Genomic DNA, 19,958 nt, shown 5'->3' with positions numbered 1-19,958 from the left:
CCTCGAGCGGCGAACGCGCCGAATCGGGGCGGACCCTTCCCAGATCCCTTGCGGCTTCCCCTCCGCAACACCGCCCCCACTGCCCCCGGACCCTCCCCGGTCCGGGGGCGCCTTGCGCGCGACGACCTTGGTCTCCTGCGCCACGCGGTGCCATGGACAGGTGACGAGGCTTCGGACAATATCCCGAGCGCGGAGGTCGATTATGCGAAAGTTTCTGGTCGTTCTGGACGACACGAGGGAGTGCCTCAATGCCATGCGGTTCGCGGCGATGCGGGCGGCGCATACGGGTGGGGGGGTGACGATCCTTTCGGTGATCCCGCCCGAGGAGTTCCAGCAGTGGTTCGGCGTGGCCGATGTCATGCGGGCGGAGGCGAGGGAGAGGATCGAGGCCCATTTCGAGGTCTTTGCCAAATGGATGCGCGACCGGCAGGGGGTGAACCCGGAGCTGGTGATCCGCGAGGGCGACCCGGTGGCCGAGATCCTGAGCCTGATCAAGGACAGCCCGGAGATCGGGGTTCTGGTCCTGGGGGCCGGGACCGAGAAGAATGGGCCCGGGCCCCTGGTCACGGCGATGAGCCGCGCCTCGGGCAGCCTGCCGGTGCCCATCACCATCGTGCCGGGGGACATGTCCAAGGAGCGGCTGGAGAGCATCACCTGAGCGTCCGAGCTCGGACGCTTCATCCAGATCAATGATTTCAATGACTTGCGAGCGCGGCTTAACGAATCGTTCATATATGCGCGCAAGGGGCGCGGGTCTGGGGCGCGGATTGGCCCTGGCGCTTGCGCTGAGCCTGCCGCTGGTTGCCATGGAGGCCGGGCCGGTGGCGGCTGAAGTCGGCGGGGCTGCAGTCACGCTGGACCTGTTCGATCCCTCGGACCTGGCCGCCGAAGAACGGCTGTTTCTTCAGGCGGCGCTGGCCCTGAGCGGCGACTATACCGGGGTGCTGGACGGCGACTGGGGCGAGGACAGCCGCGCCGCGCTGAACGACTGGACCCGGCGCGAGGCGGGGCGCATCCTGCCACGGTTGGCCGATCTTGGACCGCTGGTGGCGGCGCTGGAGACGGAGATCGGGGCGAACGGCTGGCAGATCGTCCAGTCAGACGAGCGCGGGGTTTCCTATCTTTTCCCCTTTGCGCTGCTGGCGCCCGATCCCGAAGGCGGGGAGCAGGGCGCCAGCTGGATTTCGCAGGATGGCGGGTTCGGCCTGATGTTGTCTTCTGCACCGCCGGATGAGGCGGACGCCCTGCATGACTACCTGCTGGGCGAGGCGGCCGAAGGGTCTGACCCGTTCCATGCGGAGGATACGGACTGGCGGTCCACGGCCGTTGACCTGGACGATGGCACACGGGTCATGGCGATGAGCGAGCGCATCGGGCCGGTGTTTGAAACCATGGTCGTTCTGGCGACAGAGCCCTATCTGCCGCAGATGTCGCTTTTGGCGGCGAGCTTCGTGCCGGGGCGGTTGGACGGGTTGGCCCTGCCGGCGGGCGGCGCTTTGGCCGGCCTGCCGGGGGTTCAGGGTCCGGGCGCGGAGGGCGCGATGACCGTGCCGCGGCTGGAGCCCGAGGACGACGGGATGGCCCGGCCCGAAACGGACACTGAGGGGAGCATCGGGGAAGGCGCGACCGGATCGGGAACGGCTTTCCATGTGGCGCCCGACATCCTGGTGACGGCGGCGCATGTGGTGCGGGGTTGCCGCGAGATGCGGCGGATCGACGGGTTGCCGCTGACCGTCCTGGCGGCGGATGAGACGCTTGACCTGGCGGTGATGCAAGCGCCCGAACCTTCGCAGGATTGGCTGGACATGGGCACGGCCGAGCGGCCGAGGCTGGGTGAGCCGGTCACGGCGCTTGGCTTTCCCTATCTGGGCAACCTTGGGCAGGGCCTGACGGTCACGGGCGGCAATGTGAGCGCCTTGAAGGGAATCGACGGCGGCGAGGGCGAGATCATGATTTCGGCCCCGGTGCAGCCGGGCAATTCGGGCGGGCCCCTACTGAATGCCTCGGGCGCGGTGATCGGGGTGGTGGTGGCACGGGTGGATGACCTGGCGATCCTGGAAGAAACCGGCACCCTGCCGCAGAACATGAACTTTGCCGTGCCAAGCCCCGTGCTTTCGGCTTGGTTGAGCGAGGTAGGCGTGGCCTTGCCAGAAGGGCGCGGCACCGCCGACGACCTGCGCGCCGGGATCAGCGACCGCATTGCGCGATCTGTCGTGGCAGTGCTGTGCTATGGGGAGTGACGCAAGTTGCGCGTGATCGGCATTCTGGGAGGCATGTCGGCGGCCTCGACCCAGATCTACTATCGGCTGCTGTGCGAGCTGACGCGCGACAGGCTGGGGCCGAAGCATTCGCCCGAACTGCTGATCCGGTCATTGGACTTTGCCCCGATTGCTGCCGCTCAGGCCGCCGGTGACTGGGACGGGCTGGGGCGGCTTCTGAACCGTGAGGCGAAGGCGTTGCAGGCGGGTGGGGCCGAGGTTCTGCTCTTGGCCACCAACACCATGCATAAGCTGGCTGACGAGATGACGGCCGGGGTTGGCCTGCCGATGGTGCATATCGCCGATGCCACGGCACGGGCGATCCGTGCGGCAGGATTGTCGCGGCCGGGGCTGATGGCCACGGCCTTTACCATGGAACAGGATTTCTACACCGGGCGTCTGCGGGCGGCGGGGCTGGCGCCCGTTGTGCCGGGGGCAGAGGATCGGGCGGAGACACACCGGATCATCTATGAGGAATTGGTGCAGGACGTGGTGAGCGAGCCGTCGCGCCAGAGCTATGAGGCGATAGCCGGTCGGCTGGCGGCGGCGGGGGCGGATTGTCTGATTCTGGGATGTACCGAGGTGGGCATGCTGCTGAATCAGGGCAATGTGCCGGTGCCGGTGTTCGATACGGTCAAGATCCATTGCGAGACGGCGCTTGAGGCGGCGCTGACCTGAACGAAGCGAGCCATGCGCCGATTGCATGGCGGTGCTTCCGGGCTGCGCGTGGTGCGGCGTGGCTGCAAGGTCTATCTGGGGGGCGAGGGAAGGACAGTGGAGAGACCAGATGTCTGCCTTGCGTGCCCCGAAATCCCAGCCCCAGCCGACGGCCCCGAGCGTCGAGGTTCCGGGGCTGTCTTACTATGCCCCAGAGCCGGCCAACCGCCCTGCCCCGCCGGCAAGTCCGCTGACGGCACTGGAGCAGATGTACGGCTACTGGAGCGCAGAGGGCTGAGGCGACTTCTGTTCGGTGGGGCAGCATTGACGCCACCCATGGGCCCGGAACAGCATGGGCTCGGACCAGATTGCGTCAGCCTGACGGGAGCCCCCATGCCGCGCCCCTTCCCTGAGTGCATCGCCGGAGTGGTCGGGTGACGGGCGTCTTGCGCCGCCTTGCGGCTTGGGGCGGGCATCGCCTGCGCGAGGTGGCTGTGCTGCCGCGCGCGCTGGATCGGCGGGACGGGCCGCGCATCGCCTTTTTCCCCAGCTCCAGCCGCGAGGGGGCAAGCCTTTTGCGCGCCTGGAACATGGCAGGGGCGCTGCGCCCCCTGGGCTGGCGCACGCTGGTGGTGCCGATGCAGTTGGAAGAGGTCCAGCGGCGGCGGCTGATGCGGGTCTTCGCGCCGGACCTCATCCTGTTCCAGCAATGCCGTCATCCCTTGAACGATGCGAATCACGCGATGGGACTTCCCTTTGTGCTGGATTGCGACGATGCCGATTTCCTGGACCCGGCCATCGCGCCCCGGCTGGAAGCGACGGCACGGGGGGCGATGGGGGTGGTCTGCGGCAGCCGGTTCATCCGCGACTGGGCGGCGGGGCTGAATGCGCGGGCCGAAGTGATCTGGACCGGCACGCCTGTGAGCCCGGTTCCGCCGCCTGACCAGCGGACACGCGGCGCGGTGGTGGCCTGGGCGCAGGCCTCTCCCGCGGGATACCCAATGGAATTGGCCTTCGTGCAGGAACTGACGCGGCGGCTGTGGGCGCGTGGGCTGCGGTTCCGGCTGCGCCTCTACGGCGTGGGCACGGCGGAGGAGGCGGCGATCCGCGCGGGCTTCGGGCCGGGAGCCGACCTGGAGCTGATGCCGCTGATGGGCTATGACGCCTTCCTGGCCTCGCTGCGCGACGTGGCGGTGGGGCTGTCGCCGATCATCGCGGCTTCGCCGTTCAGTCGCGGCAAGAGTTTTGGCAAGATCCTCGGCTATCTGGATGCGGGGGTGCCGGTGATCGCCAGCGACGAGGCGGATCACGCGCTGTTCTTCACGCCCGAGAGCGGTGTGGTGAGCAACGACCCCGCCGTGTGGGAAGCGGCGGTGGCGCGGCTTCTGGGGGATGGCGACGCGCGGGCGGCGATGGCGGGGGCGGCGCGGGCCGAGATGGAACGGCGGCTGTCGGTGACGGCGGCGGCGGCGCGGCTGGATGCCTTCCTGCGCGGGCTGCGGTTGCCGAAATAGAATCGTTCCAAGGTTGACGTCGCGCCGGGCGAGGCGCATATCCGAGTGGAACAGTCGGAGACTAAAGATGTTCATCCAGACCGAATCCACGCCGAACCCGGCGACGCTGAAGTTCCTGCCCGGCCAGGCCGTTCTGGAGATGGGGACGGCGGATTTCCCGAATGCCGAGGCGGCGGCAGCCTCGCCTTTGGCGCGGCGCATCTTTGCGGCCGGCGGCGTGACAGGGGTGTTCTTCGGCACCGATTTCGTGACTGTCACCAAGGCGGACGAGGTGCGGTGGGAGCATGTGAAGCCCGCGATCCTGGGCGCGATCATGGAGCATTACCAATCGGGCGCGCCGGTGATGGAGGGCGCGCAGGCCGGGGGCCATGCCGCGCATGAGGGGCCGGACGGGGATATCGTGCGGCAGATCAAGGAGTTGCTGGATACGCGCGTACGGCCGGCGGTGGCGCAGGATGGCGGCGACATAACCTTCCACGGCTTTGATCGCGGCGTGGTCTATCTGCACATGCAGGGCGCCTGCGCGGGTTGCCCGTCCTCGACGCTCACGCTGAAGATGGGGATCGAGAACCTGCTGCGGCACTATATCCCGGAGGTGCTTGAGGTGCGGCCCGTTGCCGCCTGATCCGGTCACCCTGGCCTTCGACACATCGGCCGCGCATTGCGCGGCCGCTTTGCTTGTGCGGGGGCGGATCGTCGCGGCGCGGGACGAGGCCATGGCGACGGGCCAGGCCGAGCGGCTGGTGGCGATGCTGGAGGAGGTGCTGGCCGAGGCGGGGCTGGGCTGGGGCCAGGTGGAGCGGATCGGCGTGGGTACGGGGCCGGGCAACTTTACCGGCGTGCGCATTGCCGTGGCGGCGGCGCGGGGGCTGTCGCTTGGGCTGGCTGTGCCGGCAGTGGGCGTGACGCGGCTGGCGGCTCTGGCCGAAGGGCTGCCCCGGCCGCTGGCGGTGGTGGAAGATGCGCGGCGGGGCGAGATCTATCTGCAAGAGATGCCAGGCAGCGCGGCGCGGCTGACGACGGTGGAGGGCTGCGGTCTGGGACCGGTGGCTTTGGTGGGTTCGGCGGCAGAGGCGATGGCGGCTGTCACCGGGGGCGCGGTGATCCAACCTGCGATGCCGCTTTGCGAGGCCATCGCGCGCATTGCCGCGCGGTCGGAGCCGGGCGCGCGCCCTGCCCCGTTCTACCTGCGTGGCGCGGATGCGGCGCCCCCGTCGGACCCGCCGCCGGTGATCCTGCCCGACCCGGCCCTCCCATGACACCCGAAGCTCTGGCCGTCCTTCATGCCGAGAGTTTCGTCATGCCGCGGCCCTGGTCGGCGGCGGAGTTCGTGGCGCTGATGGCGTCGCCCGGCGTCTTCCTTCTGACCGAGGGCAGCGCGGGCTTCCTGATGGGCAGGGCGCTGGCGGGCGAGGCCGAGCTTCTGACCGTGGCGGTCGCGCCTGCGGCGCGGCGGCAGGGCATCGGCGCGCGGCTGATGGTGCGATTCCTAGACGAAGCGCGGCAGCGGGGCGCCGAACGCGCATTCCTTGAGGTCGCGGCCGGAAATGACGCGGCCCGCACGCTGTATGCGGCGGCGGGATTCGCCGAGGCCGGGCGGCGCCGCGGCTACTACCGCAACCCGCAGGGCGGCGCCGAGGATGCAGTGGTGATGGCCCGGCCCCTTGGCTGAGCGGCCCGGCGCAAGTTTGATCGAAAAGTAAAATCCCGTCGGGGCGGCGACCAAATCGCTCTTGACCGGTCGCCACGGCTGCGCGCTAATCCCAGCCGATCCTCCGCGAACGGCACCTTAGGGGCCGGGGACAGGGGGGTAATGGTCCGACTGACCCAAACGACAACGGGAGAGATTCCATGACCCTGATGAAGACGCTGGCCGGAGCGACGGCTGCGCTGGCCCTGATGTCCGGCATCGCCGCGGCCGACCCCGCGATCATCTATGACTTGGGCGGCAAGTTCGACAAATCCTTCAACGAAGCCGCGTTCAATGGCGCCGAGCGTTGGGCGAAGGAAACCGGCGGCACCTTCAAGGAACTGGAGATGCAGTCCGAGGCGCAGCGCGAGCAGGCGCTTCGCCGTCTGGCCGAATCCGGCGCCAACCCGGTTGTTATGACCGGCTTTGCCTTTGGCGACGTGCTGGACAAGGTCGCCCGGGACTTCCCCGACACCAAGTTCGCCATCATCGACATGGTGGTGGAACAGCCGAATGTGAAATCGGTCGTGTTCAACGAGCATGAGGGCAGTTACCTGGTTGGCATGATGGCCGCCATGGCCTCGAAGACCGGCACGGTCGGCTTCATCGGGGGCATGGACATCCCGCTGATCCGCAAGTTCGGCTGCGGCTACGCCGAAGGCGTGAAGGCGGTGAACCCCGATGCGAAGATCGTGGTCAACTTCACCGGCACCACGCCGGCGGCGTGGAACGACCCGGTGAAGGGCGCGGAACTGGCCAAGGGGCAGAAGGCCCAGGGCGCCGACGTGATCTATGCCGCCGCTGGCGGCACGGGCGTGGGCGTGCTGCAAGCGGCGGCCGACGAGGGCATCCTGTCGATCGGCGTGGACAGCAACCAGAACTACATGCATCCGGGCAAGGTCTTGACCTCGATGCTGAAGCGCGTGGACAACGCGGTCTACGAAGCCTTCAAGGAAGGCCCCGAGCTGAAGCCCGGCATCACTGTGATGGGTCTGGCCAACGATGGCGTGGGCTATGCGCTGGACGACAACAACAAGCCGCTGGTGACCCAGGAAATGCTGGACGCGGTGAATGCAGCCGCCGGCAAGATCAAGGCGGGCGAACTGACAGTGCACGACTACATGTCGGACAACGCCTGCCCGGCCGTCGCGTTCTGATGGCGGGCACTCGGATTGGTGCGGAGGGGCGGCCGGCAACGGCCGCCCCCTTTGCGATCGAGTTGAAGGGCATTTCAAAGGCCTTCGGCCCGGTTCAGGCGAACAAGGACATTTCCATCGCCGTGCCGAAGGGCACCATTCACGGCATCATCGGCGAAAACGGCGCGGGCAAGTCCACGCTCATGTCGATTCTATACGGCTTTTACCGCGCGGATTCCGGGTCCATCTGGATCGACGGGCGCGAGACCGCCATTCCCGACAGCCAGAGCGCGATCCGCGCCGGCATCGGCATGGTGTTCCAGCATTTCAAGCTGGTGCAGAACTTCACGGTGCTGGAGAACGTGATCCTGGGCGCCGAAGACGGCCCCATGCTACGCGGGTCCATCGCCAAGGCGCGGCAGGAACTGGAACGGCTGGCGCGCGACTATGAGCTCGACGTGGACCCCGACGCGCTGATCGAGGATCTGAGCGTGGGCCACCAGCAGCGGGTGGAAATCCTGAAGGCGCTGTACCGGCAGGCCGAAATCCTGATCCTGGACGAGCCGACGGGTGTACTGACCCCGGCCGAGGCCGACCACCTGTTCCGCATCCTGAAAGGGCTGAAGGACCAGGGCAAGACCGTGATCCTGATCACCCACAAGCTGCGCGAGATCATGGAGGCCACCGACAACGTGAGCGTCATGCGGCGCGGGACGATGGTGGGCACGGTCAAGACCGCCGAGACCAGCCCTGAGGAACTGGCCGAACTGATGGTGGGGCGCAAGGTTCTGCTGGAGGTGGAGAAGACGCCCGCAGTGCCAGGCAAGGTTGTTCTGGCGGTCGAGAACCTGCGTGTGAAGGACGAGCACGGGGTCGAGCGCCTGAAAGGCGTGAGTTTCGAGATTCGTGCAGGCGAAATCCTTGGCATTGCCGGTGTGGCGGGCAACGGGCAGTCGGAACTGCTGGAGGCGCTTGGCGGCATTGCTGCGGCGACCGGACGCATCGTGCTGAACGGGACGGAGCTGGCGCTGGCGGGACATGGCGCAGACGGGCAAAGCCGCCGCGCCGCGGGCATTGCCCATGTGCCCGAGGACCGGCAGCACCTTGGCCTGATCATGGATTTCGCGGCCTGGGAGAACGTGGCCTTCGGCTATCACAATGCCCCGGAATACCGGAAGGGCCTGTTGGCCGACAATGCGGCGCTGCGGGCCGATTGCGCGAAGAAGATGGAAACCTTCGACGTGCGACCGCCCATCCCGACGCTGGCCGCCAAGAACTTCTCGGGCGGCAACCAGCAGAAGATCGTGGTGGCGCGCGAGATCGAACGGAACCCCGACCTTCTGCTGGTGGGTCAGCCGACGCGGGGGGTGGACATCGGGGCCATCGAATTCATCCACAAGCAGATCGTTGCGCTTCGCGATGCGGGCAAGGCGATCCTTCTGGTCAGCGTGGAGCTTGACGAGATCATGTCGCTTTCCGACCGTATCGCGGTGATGTTCGATGGCCGCCTTATGGGCTTCCGCGACCCGGACAAGACCGACGAGCGGGAGCTGGGCCTTCTGATGGCCGGCATGAGCGGGGAGGCGGCGTGATGGACCGTCTTCCGCGTTGGGCCGATGTTGTTCTTGTCCCCCTGGTCAGCCTGTTGTTTGCGGCGATTCTGTCGGCGCTGGTCATCCTCGCCATCGGGCAGGACCCGTGGGAGGCGCTGAAGGTCATGGTCGAGGGCGCGCTGCTTTCGGCCTACGGCTGGGGCTACACGCTATATTACACCACGAGCTTCATCTTCACCGCGCTGGCGGTGGTGGTGGCCTTCCATGCCGGGCTTTTCAACATCGGCGGCGAGGGGCAGGCGCAACTGGGTGGCCTGGGCGTGGCGCTGGTCTGCCTGGCGCTGCCCTGGCCGCACTGGACCATCGCTCTGCTGGCGGCGGTCACGGGCGCGGCGCTGTTCGGCGCGGCCTGGGCCGCCATTCCGGCCTGGCTGCAGGCGAAACGCGGCAGCCACATCGTGATCACAACGATCATGTTCAACTACATCGCTTCGGCGCTGATCGTCTATCTTCTGGTGGATGTGCTGCGGCCCACGGGCCAGATGGACCCGGCGACAGCGCGCTTTCCTGAAACCACGCATCTGCCGACGCTGAACGACATTCCGGGTCTGAACCTGTTCTTCGAGAAAAAGGTTCCAGCGAACGTGTCGCTGTTCGTGGCTCTGGCGGCCTGCTGGCTGGTCTGGCTCTTGTTGTGGCGCACACCGCTTGGCTATCAGATCCGAGCCTTTGGCAAGTCGCAGGCGGCGGCGCGCTATGCCGGGATCAACCCGGTGAAGATCACCATGATTGCCATGCTGATCTCGGGCGGGCTGGCCGGCATGATGGCCATCAACAACGTGATGGGCGAGGCCGGGCGTCTGGTGCAGAACTCGTCTGAGGGGGCGGGCTTCATCGGCATCGCGGTGGCGCTGATGGGGCGCAACCACCCGTTCGGGGTGCTGCTTGCGGCGGTGCTGTTCGGGTTCCTGTATCAGGGTGGCGCGGAACTGGGCCTGTGGACCTCGATCCCGATCGAGCTGCGGATCGTGGTGCAGGGGCTGGTGATCCTGTTCACCGGGGCGCTGGACATGATGGTGCGGATGATGCTGGTCTGGGTCTTCGGGCTGTTCCGGCCGCGGCGCGTAGGGGTGGCGTGATGGATTACGCGACGCTTCTGCAGCTTCTGGACTCCACGCTGCGTCTTGGCACGCCGCTGATCTTCGCCTGCATCGCCGGGCTATACTCGGAGCGTTCGGGCATCTTCGACATCGGGCTGGAAGGCAAGATGCTGGTGGCGGCGATGTGTTCCGGCACATTCGCCTTCTATTCCGGCTCGGCCTGGATCGGGCTGATGGCGGGGATCGCCGGGTCGCTGGTCTTTGCGCTGATCCACGGCGTGACCTCGATCACCTTCCGCGGCAACCAGCTGATTTCCGGCGTGGCGCTGAACTTCGTGGCCTCGGGGATCACCGTGCTGACGGCGCAGTCGCTGTTCGGCCAGGGGGGGCGCACTCCACCGCTGACCGGCGCGGCGCGGTTCAACGAGATTACGCTGCCCTTCGTCGAGGCGCTGCGGCCTGTGCCGGTGATCGGGCCACTTTATGCCGAGGTGATCTCGGGCCATTCGATCCTGGTCTATGCCGCCTTCGCGGTGGTGGCGCTGACCTGGTGGGTGCTGTTCCGCACCCGCTATGGCCTGCGGCTGCGCGCGGTGGGCGAGAACCCCGCGGCGGTGGATACGGCCGGGGTCTCGGTGAAGGGGCTGCGCTTTTCGGCAGTGCTGATCACCGGGGTGCTGTGCGGCTTTGCCGGTGCCTACATGGCCACCGCGCTGCAGGCGGGATTTGGCAAGGAAATGACGGCGGGGCGCGGCTACATCGCGCTGGCGGCACTGATCTTTGCCAAGTGGCGGCCGTGGCCTGCGCTGTGGGCATGCCTTCTGTTCGGCTTCTTCCAGGCGCTGGCGCTTAGGCCGGACATCGTGGAGGCGGTGGTGCGCGTGAAGGTGCCGGTGCCGGCGCTGGACGCCCTGCCCTATATCCTGACCGTGCTGGTTCTTGCGGGCTTTGTCGGCAAGGCCATTCCGCCGCGCGCGGGCGGCGAGCCCTATGTGAAAGAGCGGTGAGGGCCCCCGGCCCTTACTCCCATTTTTCGCCTGAGGCATCCCAGCGGGGTCCGGGGTATCCCACTCCCGATGCCTGCCAACGAACGAAAGGCCAGCCATGCGCGCCGAAGACCTCGCCCAACTCATCCGCTCCCGCGCCGGCGATGCGCCGGTCACGCTTGGCCTGATCCTGGGCTCGGGCCTGGGCCATCTGGCGCAGTCGGTCGATGGCGTGGCGGTGCCCTATGGCGAGTTGCCGGGCTTTCCCCATGCCGGCGTCTCGGGGCACAATCCGAACCTCGTGGTGGGCAGTCTGGAGGGCGTCCGCGTCGCGGTGCTCGGCGGTCGGGCGCATTACTATGAGAGCGGCAATCCGGCGGCGATGCGCCTGCCGCTGGAGGTGCTGAAGGCGCTTGGCGCGAAGGCGCTGATCGCCACCAATGCCGCCGGTTCCCTGCGCGCCGATATCCGGCCGGGCGACCTGATGCTGCTGTCGGACCATATCAACTTTTCCGGTCTGAACCCGTTGATCGGAGAAAAGACCGACGCGCGTTTCGTGCCGATGGGGGACGCGCACGATCCCGGTCTGCGGGCGGGTTTGACGGCCGCCGCCGCGGCGGAGGGCGTGGCACTGCCCGAAGGCGTCTATGCCTGGTATTCCGGCCCCTCCTTCGAGACCCCGGCCGAGATCCGTGCCATCCGTACGCTTGGCGGGGATGCGGTGGGCATGTCCACGGTGCCCGAGGTGATCCTTGCACGGTTCCTGGGGCTGAAGGTGGCGGCGGTTTCGACCATCACCAACATGGCGGCGGGCCTCTCAGACGAGAAGATCAGCCACGAACACACCAAGGCGATGGCGCCGCTTGGTGCGGCAAAACTGGACCGGGTGTTGCGAAACTTCCTGCGTTCCATGGCCGCAGGGACTGCAACCATTTGACCCCTGTCCTCGGTCGGGCCTAAGACTGGTTCAAGTGAGGATTTCCGTACCCGGGCACCCATGCAGCTTTACCTCCCCGTGGCCGAGGTATCGGTAGACGCCTTCCTTCTTCTGGGAATTGGAGGGGTTGTCGGTTTCCTGTCTGGCCTGTTCGGGGTGGGCGGTGGCTTCCTTATCACGCCGCTTCTGTTCTTCATCGGTGTGCCGCCCCCGGTGGCGGTGGCAACCGGGGCGAACCAGGTGGTTGCCTCGTCCATTTCCGGCGTGCTGACGCAACTGCGGCGCAAGGCGGTGGACATCCGCATGGGCACGGTGCTGACGCTCGCGGGCTTTGTCGGGTCGACGATCGGCGTTTGGGTTTTCAAGCGCATGACGGCGCTTGGCCAGATCGACCTGTTCGTGCAGCTGTCCTATGTCGTGCTTCTGGGCGGCGTCGGCGGCATGATGTTGCAGGAAAGCCTGCGCGCCCGGGCACGGGCAAAGCGCGGAGGCCCCCCGCCGCGGCGGGGCCAGACGCACGGGATGCTGCACAAGCTGCCTTTCAAGATGAAGTTCCGGGCGAGCGGACTTTACATCTCTGTCATCCCGCCGGCGCTGATCGGCGCCGCCGTTGGCTTTCTGGCAGCGATCATGGGCGTCGGGGGCGGCTTCGTCATGGTGCCGGCAATGATCTACCTGCTGGGGATGCCCGGTAAGGTGGTGGTGGGCACCTCTCTGTTCCAGATCATCTTCGTGTCGGCCTACACCACGCTGGCCCATGCGGTGCAGTTCCAGACGGTGGACATGCTTCTGGCGCTGGTGCTGATCGTGGGCGGGGTGATCGGGGCGCAGATTGGCACGCGGATGCAGATGAAGCTGAAGGCCGAGGACATGCGGATCCTCCTTTCGCTTCTGGTGCTGGCGGTCGCGGTGAAGATTGCGCTGGACCTGCTGCTGACGCCGACCGAGCTGTATACGATCACCCCGGTGCGGACATGAGGGTGCGGGCATTCCTTGTGGCCCTGGGGGTTGCGCTGATGGGCGCCGGCGTCCCGGCGCAGGATGTGCCGCAGGAAACCATCGTGGCAGGGCTGAGCCAGAGCCGGATTGCCATTACCGCGAATTTCGACGGATCGCAGATCATCGTCTATGGTGCGGTGAAGCGCGATGCGCCGCCGCCTTCCGGCCCCCTGGGCGTGATTGTCACGGTCGAGGGTCCGAGCGGCAAGGTGATCGTGCGGCGCAAGGATCGGGTCTGGGGCATCTGGATCAACGATGCCTCGGTGACCATCGATTCCGCGCCAAGCTTCTATGAGGTGGCGACCAACGCGCCCATCGACGAGATCCTGAGCGGGACCGAGGATCTGCGCCACAGGATCACCGTACCGCGCGCGATCCGGGCCGTGGGGGCGACATCGGAATCCGAGGATGCCGCAGCCTTTTCCGATGCGCTGCTGCGTGTCCGCAAGGAGGATGGCACCTATCGGCTGGCGACCGATGCGGTGGACCTGTCGGAAGAGACACTGTTCCGGGCCGATGTGGACCTGCCTGCGAACCTGACCGAGGGCGATTACCGGGTGCGCATGTTCCTGACGCGCGAGGGCAAGATCGTGGATTGGCAGGAGCAGTTGATCGACGTGCGCAAGGCCGGTCTGGAGCGGTTCCTGTTCAACCTGTCGCAGGAGCAGCCGCTTGTCTATGGCGTGCTGGCCCTGGCGCTGGCGGCCCTTGCGGGATGGGCGGCATCCGAGGCGTTCCGGCGGTTCCGGGCCTGAGGCTCAGGCGGCCTTGGCTTCGGCCGCGCGATAGCGCAGCGCCATGGTGACGCCGCGGGCGATGTTCAGCACCATCAGCGCGGCCCAGAGGCCGTGGTTGCCGAAGGCGGGCAGGAGCGTGATGACGGCCAGGATATAGATCGCGACCGAAATGGTCATGGCCTTCAGCATCTCGCGCGTGAGGGTGGCTCCGATGAAGATGCCGTCGAACATCCAGCTTGCAATGCCCACCAGCGGCGCGGCGGCGGCCCAGGGCAGGAAGGCTCGGGCGGCCTCCCGGACCTCGGGTGCGGTGGTCATCAGGTCGATGAGGGAGGGGCCAGCGAGGGCGAAGGTGAGCGAGAGGACAGCGGCGCCGCCGACGCCCCAGTGCGAGGCGACGATGCTGGAGCGGCGGACGGCAAAGGGATCGCGAGCGCCGACGGCCTGGCCGACCAGGGTTTCGGCGGCGAAGGCGAAGCCGTCCAGCGCATAGGCCGTGATTTCCAGGAATTGCAGCAGCACCTGGTTGGCGGCCAGCGTCACGTCGCCCTGATGCGCGCCGAGGAAAACGAAGGCCGTGAACGACAGTTGCAGCATGACCGAGCGGATCATGATGTCGCGGTTGACCGAGACCATGCGTCCAAGCGCGGCGCGGTCCATGAACCGAGCGCGGGCTGCGGCGAAGGCGCGGCCAAAGGCGGCGCGGCAGAGCCAGAGGCCGAGGGCGAGCCCGGTCCATTCGGCGATGAGCGTGGCGAAGGCCACGCCGGGCACGCCCCAGCCGAGGCCGAGCACGAACCACAGATCCAGCACGATGTTCAGCCCGTTCATCCAGAGTTGCAGCACGAGGACGCCCCGCGTACGTTCCAGCGCGATGAGCCAGCCGGTGACGGCGTACAGCGAGATGGTGGCGGGCGCGCCCCAGATGCGGATGGAGAGATACTGGCGGGACAGCGCCTCGACCTCGGGGCTGGCGGGCGCGATGGCGAAGGCGGCGCCGAAGAGGAGCCATTGCAGCAGCACCAGCACCGCCCCGGCACCAAGGCCGATGGCAAGTGCGCGCAGGAAGACGGCGTTGCGTTCGGGCAGGTCGCCTGCGCCCTGCGCCTGGGCGGCGAGGCCGGTGGTGCCCATGCGAAGGAACCCGAAGATCCAGTAAAGCGAAGCGAGGATCACTGCTCCCACACCCACGGCTCCGATCGGCGCGGCCTCGCCCAGGCGACCCACGACCGCCGTGTCCACCGCGCCAAGAAGCGGCACCGTGGCGTTCGACAGCACGATGGGTGCCGCAATGCGGAAGACGCGGGCGTGGGTGATGGCCGGCAGGACGCGGTCGGGCGCGCTCACAGAGCGACCGGGGTCACAAGGAAATGGCCGGTCGCCTGCGCGAAGGGCCGGTCACGGTTGTCCTGCCAGGCCTCGACATGGACCGAGGCATAGCGCCGGCCCGAGCGGTTTACCCGCGCGCGGGCATAGGCATCGCGCGGCAGGCCGGTGCGCAGGTAATCCACCGTGAAGTCGATGGTCTTGGGCAGGGCCGGCAGGCCGCCCGAGGCCAGGCTTTGCGGGTCGAGCCGGCCCTGCTCCATCTCGTCCCAGATCAGCGACCAGCTGAGCCCGATGATCGCCGTCATCTCCAGAAAGCCGGCGGTGACGCCGCCGTGCAGGGCCGGCAGCACCGGGTTGCCGATCAGATCGTCCCGGTAGGGCAGCGTGGCGGTCAGCTCGTCGCCGCGCCGGTCGAACTGGATGCCAAGAAAGCGGATGTAGGGCACGCCGCCCACCAGCGCCTTCAGCGCACCGTCACGGCGTTCCTTGATGACCTGCACCGGTTCAGGCGGCTGGCGGCTCATCCCCCGGCCTCCCGGTCGAAGGTGAAGGCCCCTGTCGCGGTGGCGACCGGGCGGTCCGCATCTTCGTCGGTGGCGGTGACGCGCACGAAAGCCACGGAGCGGGTGACGTGGTAACACTCGGCGGCAGCCGTGATGCGCTGGCCGGGTGTCGCCGGCCGCATGTAATCCATCCGCAAGTCAAGCGTCGCGGTTGATACGGGGCCGACCGGATGGCACATCACAGCCGCGCCCGAGGCGGTGTCCATCAGGGCGCTGACCGCCCCGCCCGCGATGACACCCGTCAATGGGTCGCCGATCAGGCGAGGGTCATAGGGCATCGAGATTCTCGCCCTGCCCTCTCCGATGTCCTCCAGCTGAAAGCCAAGCGCGGCGGCATGGGGCAAGGCCTCGATAAACTGGCGGGCAAAGGTCTTCGATGCAGGGTCCAAGAGCGGGATCCGAAAAGGGACAGCAGGCGCAAGTTATTGGCCCTTGCCAAGTGCAGCGCAAGACCCACCTAATGCAATTGCGAAGCATTCTCACGAGAGGACGACAACGCGATGACCTTGCGAACCGACACCCCTGCCCTTTCCATACCCGCCCCCGGCTTGCGTCCAGGCCGCCTGCTGCTGGTCGCGGCACTATTGGCGCTGGCAGTTGCGCCGGGAGAGCTTGGGGCACTGACGCGCGAGATGATGGCAGGCGCCTTCGTGGATGTGGCGGTCTTCGTGGCGGCCACCCTTCTGATTTTCTACGGCGCCGAGAAGATTTTCGGGATCGACCTCGGCCGGGCGATGGAGCGGGCCAGGGGATGGCAAGTCCCGATTGCGGCCTTCCTTGGGGCGACGCCCGGATGCGGCGGAGCGGTCGTCGTGGTGGCGGCCTACACGTCGGGAAAGGTATCGTTCGGGGCAGTGGTTGCCACACTGACCGCAACCATGGGCGATGCGGCCTTCCTTCTAATCGCAACCAAACCAGAGGCGGCGGCCGTGCTGATCCCGGTGCAGTTCGCAGCGGGCATTGTTACGGGTTGGCTGGTCGACCGCTTCGTGACTTCGGACTATCGTCCGAAGGGCGGCAGCTGCGTGGCCGCCCCGCTGATTGGCAGCATACGGGCGCGTGATTGGGCCTATCTGGCCTGCCTTGCGCCCGGCCTGGTCGTGGGCGCGGCGGGCTTCGCCGATATCGAGATGACCCGAATCCTGGGCCTGCCGGTGAACGCGGTCGCTTTGGTCGGCGTGGCCGTCGGTCTGGCGATCTGGGCCTTCTCCCCCGTTCAGGCGATGACAAACCCGGACGATCCGGCGCTGCCGCGCATGGCCGAAGAGACAGCGTTCATCTCGACCTGGGTGATCCTGGCCTACCTTGGGTACAACTACATCGAGACCTTCGGCGGCCTGGACCTGACGGCCGCGTTCGCGGCGGTCGGGCCTTTGCTGCCGCTGATCGGGGCAGCAATCGGCCTCATCCCGGGCTGCGGCCCGCAGGTGGTGGTGGCAACGCTCTACATCAACGGGGCCGTGCCTTTTTCGACGCTGGTGGCCAACGCGGTGTCGAACGACGGCGATGCGCTCTTGCCCGCCATCGCCCTTGCGCCACGGGCAGCGGTGATGGCGACCCTGTTCACGACGCTGCCGGCGCTGGTGCTGGCCTACGGGTTCCAGATCCTTGCGCCCGGCTTTCTGAACTAGTTGCCCCTTTCCCGGTGCCCGCGTAGCGTGGGTGCGTCCGGCCATCCCGATCCGGGGCCGGACGGGCGGCTGGAAGGGAGACGGTTGCATGGCGGATGACGTCATCAGCTTCAAGGAGATGTGCGCGCGGTTCGACGTGACGGCGCGCACCCTGCGCTACTACGAATACATCGAACTTCTCGCCCCGCTGAAGGAGGGCCGCGCCCGGTTCTACGGCCCGCGCGAGGTTGCGCGGATGACACTGATCCTGCGCGGGCGCCGATTCGGTTTCAGTCTGGAAGAGATTCGCCAGTGGCTTCTGATCTACGAGGAACAGGGGACGCGGCCGCAGCTTGAGACGTTCCTCACCCTGGCCGACCGTCAGATTGGCGAACTGACACGTCAGCGCGACGAGATCGAGGCCACGATTGCCGACCTGCAGGCCCTGCGGGGGACCGCCGAGGCCGAACTTGCGCGCCTGCCCAAGGCGGACTGAGGCCGGCTTCCGCGGCGGCATGACCTTGCGGAAGGGGCCGTGACGGGGCGTCACCGCCGGGCTGACGTCACGTCACGATGACGTGCACGTCAACTGGTCTGGTAATCGGGGTTCAAGCTTCACATCTGCGCCTCGCCCGAAAGCGAGAGAGTGGAGAAAGAAGCATGACAAACGACCTGATGACGATCCGAACCATGTGCGACGCCTTTGACGTGACCCCGCGGACGCTGCGCTTCTATGAGGCCAAGGAACTGCTGTTCCCGGTCCGTGAAGGCACGAAGCGGCTGTTCACCAAGCGCGACCGTGCCCGCCTGACGCTGATCCTGCGCGGCAAGCGCTTTGGCTTCAGCCTGGAGGACATCCGCCAGCTTCTGGATCTGTATGACCGCGACGGAAACGATCTGGCCCAGAAGCGCGCCGCCTATGATCTGGCGATGAAGCGGCTGGCCGAGATGGAAACCGAGCGCGCCGCCCTGGACACTGCCATCGCCGAGTTGAAGGGCGAACTGGCAGAGAATGCCGCCGTTGTCGCCGAACCGGCACGCAACGCGGCCTGACCCACAGAAGACGAGGAAGAGGAGCCCCGGATGACCTATACCGCCCCCGTGACCGACATGCAGTTCCTGCTGCACGACGTGCTGAAGGTGAGCGAGTCCGGGATTCCGGGCTATGCCGACCTGGACCGCGACTTCACCGCCGCGGTGCTGGACGGCGCGGGGCGGCTGGCCAGCGAGGTGCTGGCACCCTTGAACGCGGTCGGCGACAAGGAAGGTTGCCGGCTTGAAAACGGCGTGGTGCGCACGCCCCAAGGTTTCAAGGCGGGCTATGACGCGATCCGCGAAGGCGGTTGGGCCAGCCTCGACTGTGACGTGGATCACGGCGGACAGGGCCTGCCTTACCTGGTGAACACCGCCGTGGGCGAATTGTTCGTCAGCGCCAACATGGCGCTGCAGATGTACTACGGCCTGACGCACGGCGCCTATTCGGCGATCCGGGCGCATGGCACGGAAGACCAGAAGGCCAAATGGCTGCCGAAGATGGTGTCGGGCGACTGGACCGGCACCATGAACCTGACCGAGCCGCATTGCGGCACCGACCTCGGCCAGATGCGCACCCGGGCAGAGCCGCAGGCGGATGGCAGCTACAGGATCACCGGCACCAAGATCTTCATTTCGGCCGGCGAACACGACATGGCCGAGAACATCGTCCATCTGGTGCTGGCCAAGGCGCCAGGCGGCGGCGAGGGAACGAAGGGCATCAGCCTCTTCATAGTGCCGAAGTTCCTGGTGAACGAGGATGGCTCGCCTGGCGCCCGCAATGCGCTGTCCGCCGGCAAGGTGGAAGAGAAGATGGGCATCCACGGCAATGCCACCTGCGTGATGAACTATGACAGCGCGACCGGATGGCTTCTGGGTGACCTGCACAAGGGCATGCGCGCCATGTTCACAATGATGAACGAGGCGCGGCTTGGCGTGGGCCTGCAGGGCTATGCCGTGGCTGTTGCGGCCTACCAGCAGGCGGTGACCTACGCGAAGGAACGGCTGCAGGGCCGCGCCATCACTGGTGCGGCCAATCCCGCTGGTCCTGCCGATCCGCTGATCGTGCATCCCGACATCCGTCGTGCACTGATGGACCAGAAGAGCTTCATCGAAGGCGCGCGCGCACTGGCACTGTGGGGCGCGAGCCTCATCGACCGGGCGCATCGGATGCAGGATGCGCAGGCCGACGGGTTGGTCAGCCTGCTGACGCCGGTGATCAAAGGCTTCCTGACCGACAAGGGCTTCGAGGCCACGGTGCAGGCCCAGCAGATCTGGGGCGGCCACGGCTATATCGAAGACAATGCGATGAGCCAGTTCGCCCGCGATGCCCGCATCACCATGATCTACGAGGGCGCGAATGGCGTGCAGGCGCTGGACCTTGTGGGGCGCAAGTTGGCCTCGGACGGCGGCAAGCACGTCATGGCCTTCTTCGAGATGGTGAAAGCCGAGTGCCGCGCCCATGATGCCGACCCGCGCATGGCCGCTTTCACCGGCCCCCTGAAGACGGCGTCCAAGCAGCTTCAGGCTGCGGCGATGTTCTTCATGGAAAAGGGCATGAAGGATCCGAACGCGGCACTGGCCGGATCGACCGATTTCCTGCACCTGACCGGGCATGTCTGCCTGGGGCTGATGTGGACGAAGATGGCAGCCGCTGCGCTGGCCGCGCTGGATGCGGGCCAGGGCGACCGGGACTTCCTGGAAACCAAGCTCGCCACCGGGCGCTACTACATGGCGCGCCAGCTGCCGGCCTGCGCGATGCACCTGGCCCGGATCGAAAGCGGGGCCGAACCTGTTATGGCCTTGTCGGCCGAGGCGTTCTAGGCTGGGGGCGAATTTCCGCGACCATTCCGCGCC

General features: G+C 67.1%; 22 protein-coding genes. 19 read left to right on the top strand and 3 right to left on the bottom strand.

What is annotated here, in order from left to right:
• Window positions 1-202: 202 nt before the first annotated feature.
• From JO391_RS03205 to JO391_RS03135, 15 genes are all read left to right on the top strand, one after another.
• Window positions 203-658, top strand: a complete 456-nt coding sequence (locus JO391_RS03205) for a universal stress protein (RefSeq protein WP_220662761.1) — start codon at window positions 203-205, stop codon at window positions 656-658.
• 109 nt (window positions 659-767) lie between these two features.
• Window positions 768-2,240 (top strand): S1C family serine protease, encoded by a 1,473-nt coding sequence (locus JO391_RS03200; protein ID WP_220662760.1) that lies wholly within the window; start codon window positions 768-770, stop codon window positions 2,238-2,240.
• Window positions 2,241-2,252: 12 nt separating this feature from the next.
• Complete coding sequence (locus tag JO391_RS03195) at window positions 2,253-2,936, top strand: aspartate/glutamate racemase family protein (RefSeq protein WP_259444878.1); 684 nt, start codon at window positions 2,253-2,255, stop codon at window positions 2,934-2,936.
• A gap of 109 nt (window positions 2,937-3,045) precedes the next feature.
• The gene (locus JO391_RS03190; RefSeq protein WP_220662758.1) at window positions 3,046-3,213 is read left to right on the top strand and encodes a hypothetical protein; all 168 of its coding nucleotides are present in this window, start codon (window positions 3,046-3,048) and stop codon (window positions 3,211-3,213) included.
• A 136-nt stretch (window positions 3,214-3,349) separates the two neighbouring features.
• Window positions 3,350-4,429: a glycosyltransferase family protein gene (locus tag JO391_RS03185; RefSeq protein WP_220662757.1), complete on the top strand. Its 1,080-nt coding sequence runs from the start codon at window positions 3,350-3,352 to the stop codon at window positions 4,427-4,429.
• A 67-nt stretch (window positions 4,430-4,496) separates the two neighbouring features.
• Window positions 4,497-5,054 (top strand): NifU family protein, encoded by a 558-nt coding sequence (locus JO391_RS03180; protein WP_220662756.1) that lies wholly within the window; start codon window positions 4,497-4,499, stop codon window positions 5,052-5,054.
• Entirely contained in the window at window positions 5,044-5,688 is a 645-nt protein-coding gene (tsaB, locus tag JO391_RS03175; RefSeq protein WP_220662755.1) for a tRNA (adenosine(37)-N6)-threonylcarbamoyltransferase complex dimerization subunit type 1 TsaB, read from the top strand. Before JO391_RS03180 ends, tsaB begins: the two co-directional genes overlap by 11 nt.
• Window positions 5,685-6,101, top strand: coding sequence for a ribosomal protein S18-alanine N-acetyltransferase (gene rimI / locus JO391_RS03170; RefSeq protein ID WP_220662754.1), 417 nt, complete (start codon window positions 5,685-5,687; stop codon window positions 6,099-6,101). The genes tsaB and rimI overlap by 4 nt, the downstream gene beginning before the upstream one ends.
• Window positions 6,102-6,280: 179 nt before the next feature.
• Window positions 6,281-7,276 carry a BMP family lipoprotein gene (locus tag JO391_RS03165; RefSeq protein WP_220662753.1) on the top strand — a complete coding sequence of 332 codons (996 nt, stop codon included), beginning with the start codon at window positions 6,281-6,283 and terminating at the stop codon, window positions 7,274-7,276.
• Window positions 7,276-8,847, top strand: coding sequence for an ABC transporter ATP-binding protein (locus tag JO391_RS03160; protein ID WP_220662752.1), 1,572 nt, complete (start codon window positions 7,276-7,278; stop codon window positions 8,845-8,847). The genes JO391_RS03165 and JO391_RS03160 overlap by 1 nt, the downstream gene beginning before the upstream one ends.
• Window positions 8,847-9,947 carry an ABC transporter permease gene (locus JO391_RS03155; protein ID WP_220662751.1) on the top strand — a complete coding sequence of 367 codons (1,101 nt, stop codon included), beginning with the start codon at window positions 8,847-8,849 and terminating at the stop codon, window positions 9,945-9,947. Before JO391_RS03160 ends, JO391_RS03155 begins: the two co-directional genes overlap by 1 nt.
• Window positions 9,947-10,915 carry an ABC transporter permease gene (locus JO391_RS03150; RefSeq protein ID WP_220662750.1) on the top strand — a complete coding sequence of 323 codons (969 nt, stop codon included), beginning with the start codon at window positions 9,947-9,949 and terminating at the stop codon, window positions 10,913-10,915. The genes JO391_RS03155 and JO391_RS03150 overlap by 1 nt, the downstream gene beginning before the upstream one ends.
• A gap of 97 nt (window positions 10,916-11,012) precedes the next feature.
• Window positions 11,013-11,831, top strand: a complete 819-nt coding sequence (locus JO391_RS03145) for a purine-nucleoside phosphorylase (RefSeq protein ID WP_220662749.1) — start codon at window positions 11,013-11,015, stop codon at window positions 11,829-11,831.
• A 60-nt stretch (window positions 11,832-11,891) separates the two neighbouring features.
• A complete protein-coding gene (locus JO391_RS03140; RefSeq protein ID WP_220662748.1) occupies window positions 11,892-12,809 on the top strand; it encodes a sulfite exporter TauE/SafE family protein in 918 nt (305 codons plus the stop codon).
• Complete coding sequence (locus JO391_RS03135) at window positions 12,806-13,585, top strand: TIGR02186 family protein (RefSeq protein WP_220662747.1); 780 nt, start codon at window positions 12,806-12,808, stop codon at window positions 13,583-13,585. The genes JO391_RS03140 and JO391_RS03135 overlap by 4 nt, the downstream gene beginning before the upstream one ends.
• A gap of 3 nt (window positions 13,586-13,588) precedes the next feature.
• Here JO391_RS03135 and JO391_RS03130 read toward each other — a convergent pair whose 3' ends face one another.
• The 3 genes from JO391_RS03130 to JO391_RS03120 are packed head-to-tail and all read right to left on the bottom strand — an operon-like array spanning window position 13,589 to window position 15,848.
• Window positions 13,589-14,914 (bottom strand): MATE family efflux transporter, encoded by a 1,326-nt coding sequence (locus JO391_RS03130; protein WP_259444812.1) that lies wholly within the window; start codon window positions 14,912-14,914, stop codon window positions 13,589-13,591.
• Window positions 14,911-15,420, bottom strand: a complete 510-nt coding sequence (locus JO391_RS03125; protein ID WP_220662746.1) for a PaaI family thioesterase — start codon at window positions 15,418-15,420, stop codon at window positions 14,911-14,913. Before JO391_RS03125 ends, JO391_RS03130 begins: the two co-directional genes overlap by 4 nt.
• Window positions 15,417-15,848 (bottom strand): PaaI family thioesterase, encoded by a 432-nt coding sequence (locus tag JO391_RS03120; RefSeq protein WP_259444811.1) that lies wholly within the window; start codon window positions 15,846-15,848, stop codon window positions 15,417-15,419. The genes JO391_RS03125 and JO391_RS03120 overlap by 4 nt, the downstream gene beginning before the upstream one ends.
• A gap of 111 nt (window positions 15,849-15,959) precedes the next feature.
• Between JO391_RS03120 and JO391_RS03115 the strand changes: the two genes are divergently transcribed.
• From JO391_RS03115 to JO391_RS03100, 4 genes are all read left to right on the top strand, one after another.
• Window positions 15,960-17,090 carry a putative manganese transporter gene (locus JO391_RS03115; RefSeq protein WP_220662745.1) on the top strand — a complete coding sequence of 377 codons (1,131 nt, stop codon included), beginning with the start codon at window positions 15,960-15,962 and terminating at the stop codon, window positions 17,088-17,090.
• 88 nt (window positions 17,091-17,178) lie between these two features.
• Window positions 17,179-17,565: a MerR family transcriptional regulator gene (locus JO391_RS03110; RefSeq protein WP_220662744.1), complete on the top strand. Its 387-nt coding sequence runs from the start codon at window positions 17,179-17,181 to the stop codon at window positions 17,563-17,565.
• Window positions 17,566-17,729: 164 nt separating this feature from the next.
• Window positions 17,730-18,122 carry a MerR family transcriptional regulator gene (locus JO391_RS03105; protein ID WP_220662743.1) on the top strand — a complete coding sequence of 131 codons (393 nt, stop codon included), beginning with the start codon at window positions 17,730-17,732 and terminating at the stop codon, window positions 18,120-18,122.
• 30 nt (window positions 18,123-18,152) lie between these two features.
• The gene (locus JO391_RS03100; protein WP_220662742.1) at window positions 18,153-19,925 is read left to right on the top strand and encodes an acyl-CoA dehydrogenase C-terminal domain-containing protein; all 1,773 of its coding nucleotides are present in this window, start codon (window positions 18,153-18,155) and stop codon (window positions 19,923-19,925) included.
• Window positions 19,926-19,958: the final 33 nt, after the last annotated feature.

This window comes from Neotabrizicola shimadae, from assembly GCF_019623905.1.
In the GTDB taxonomy this organism is placed as follows: domain Bacteria; phylum Pseudomonadota; class Alphaproteobacteria; order Rhodobacterales; family Rhodobacteraceae; genus Neotabrizicola; species Neotabrizicola shimadae.
Note: the sequence above shows the minus strand (reverse complement) of the source record. Positions and strands in the feature narration are given on the sequence as shown.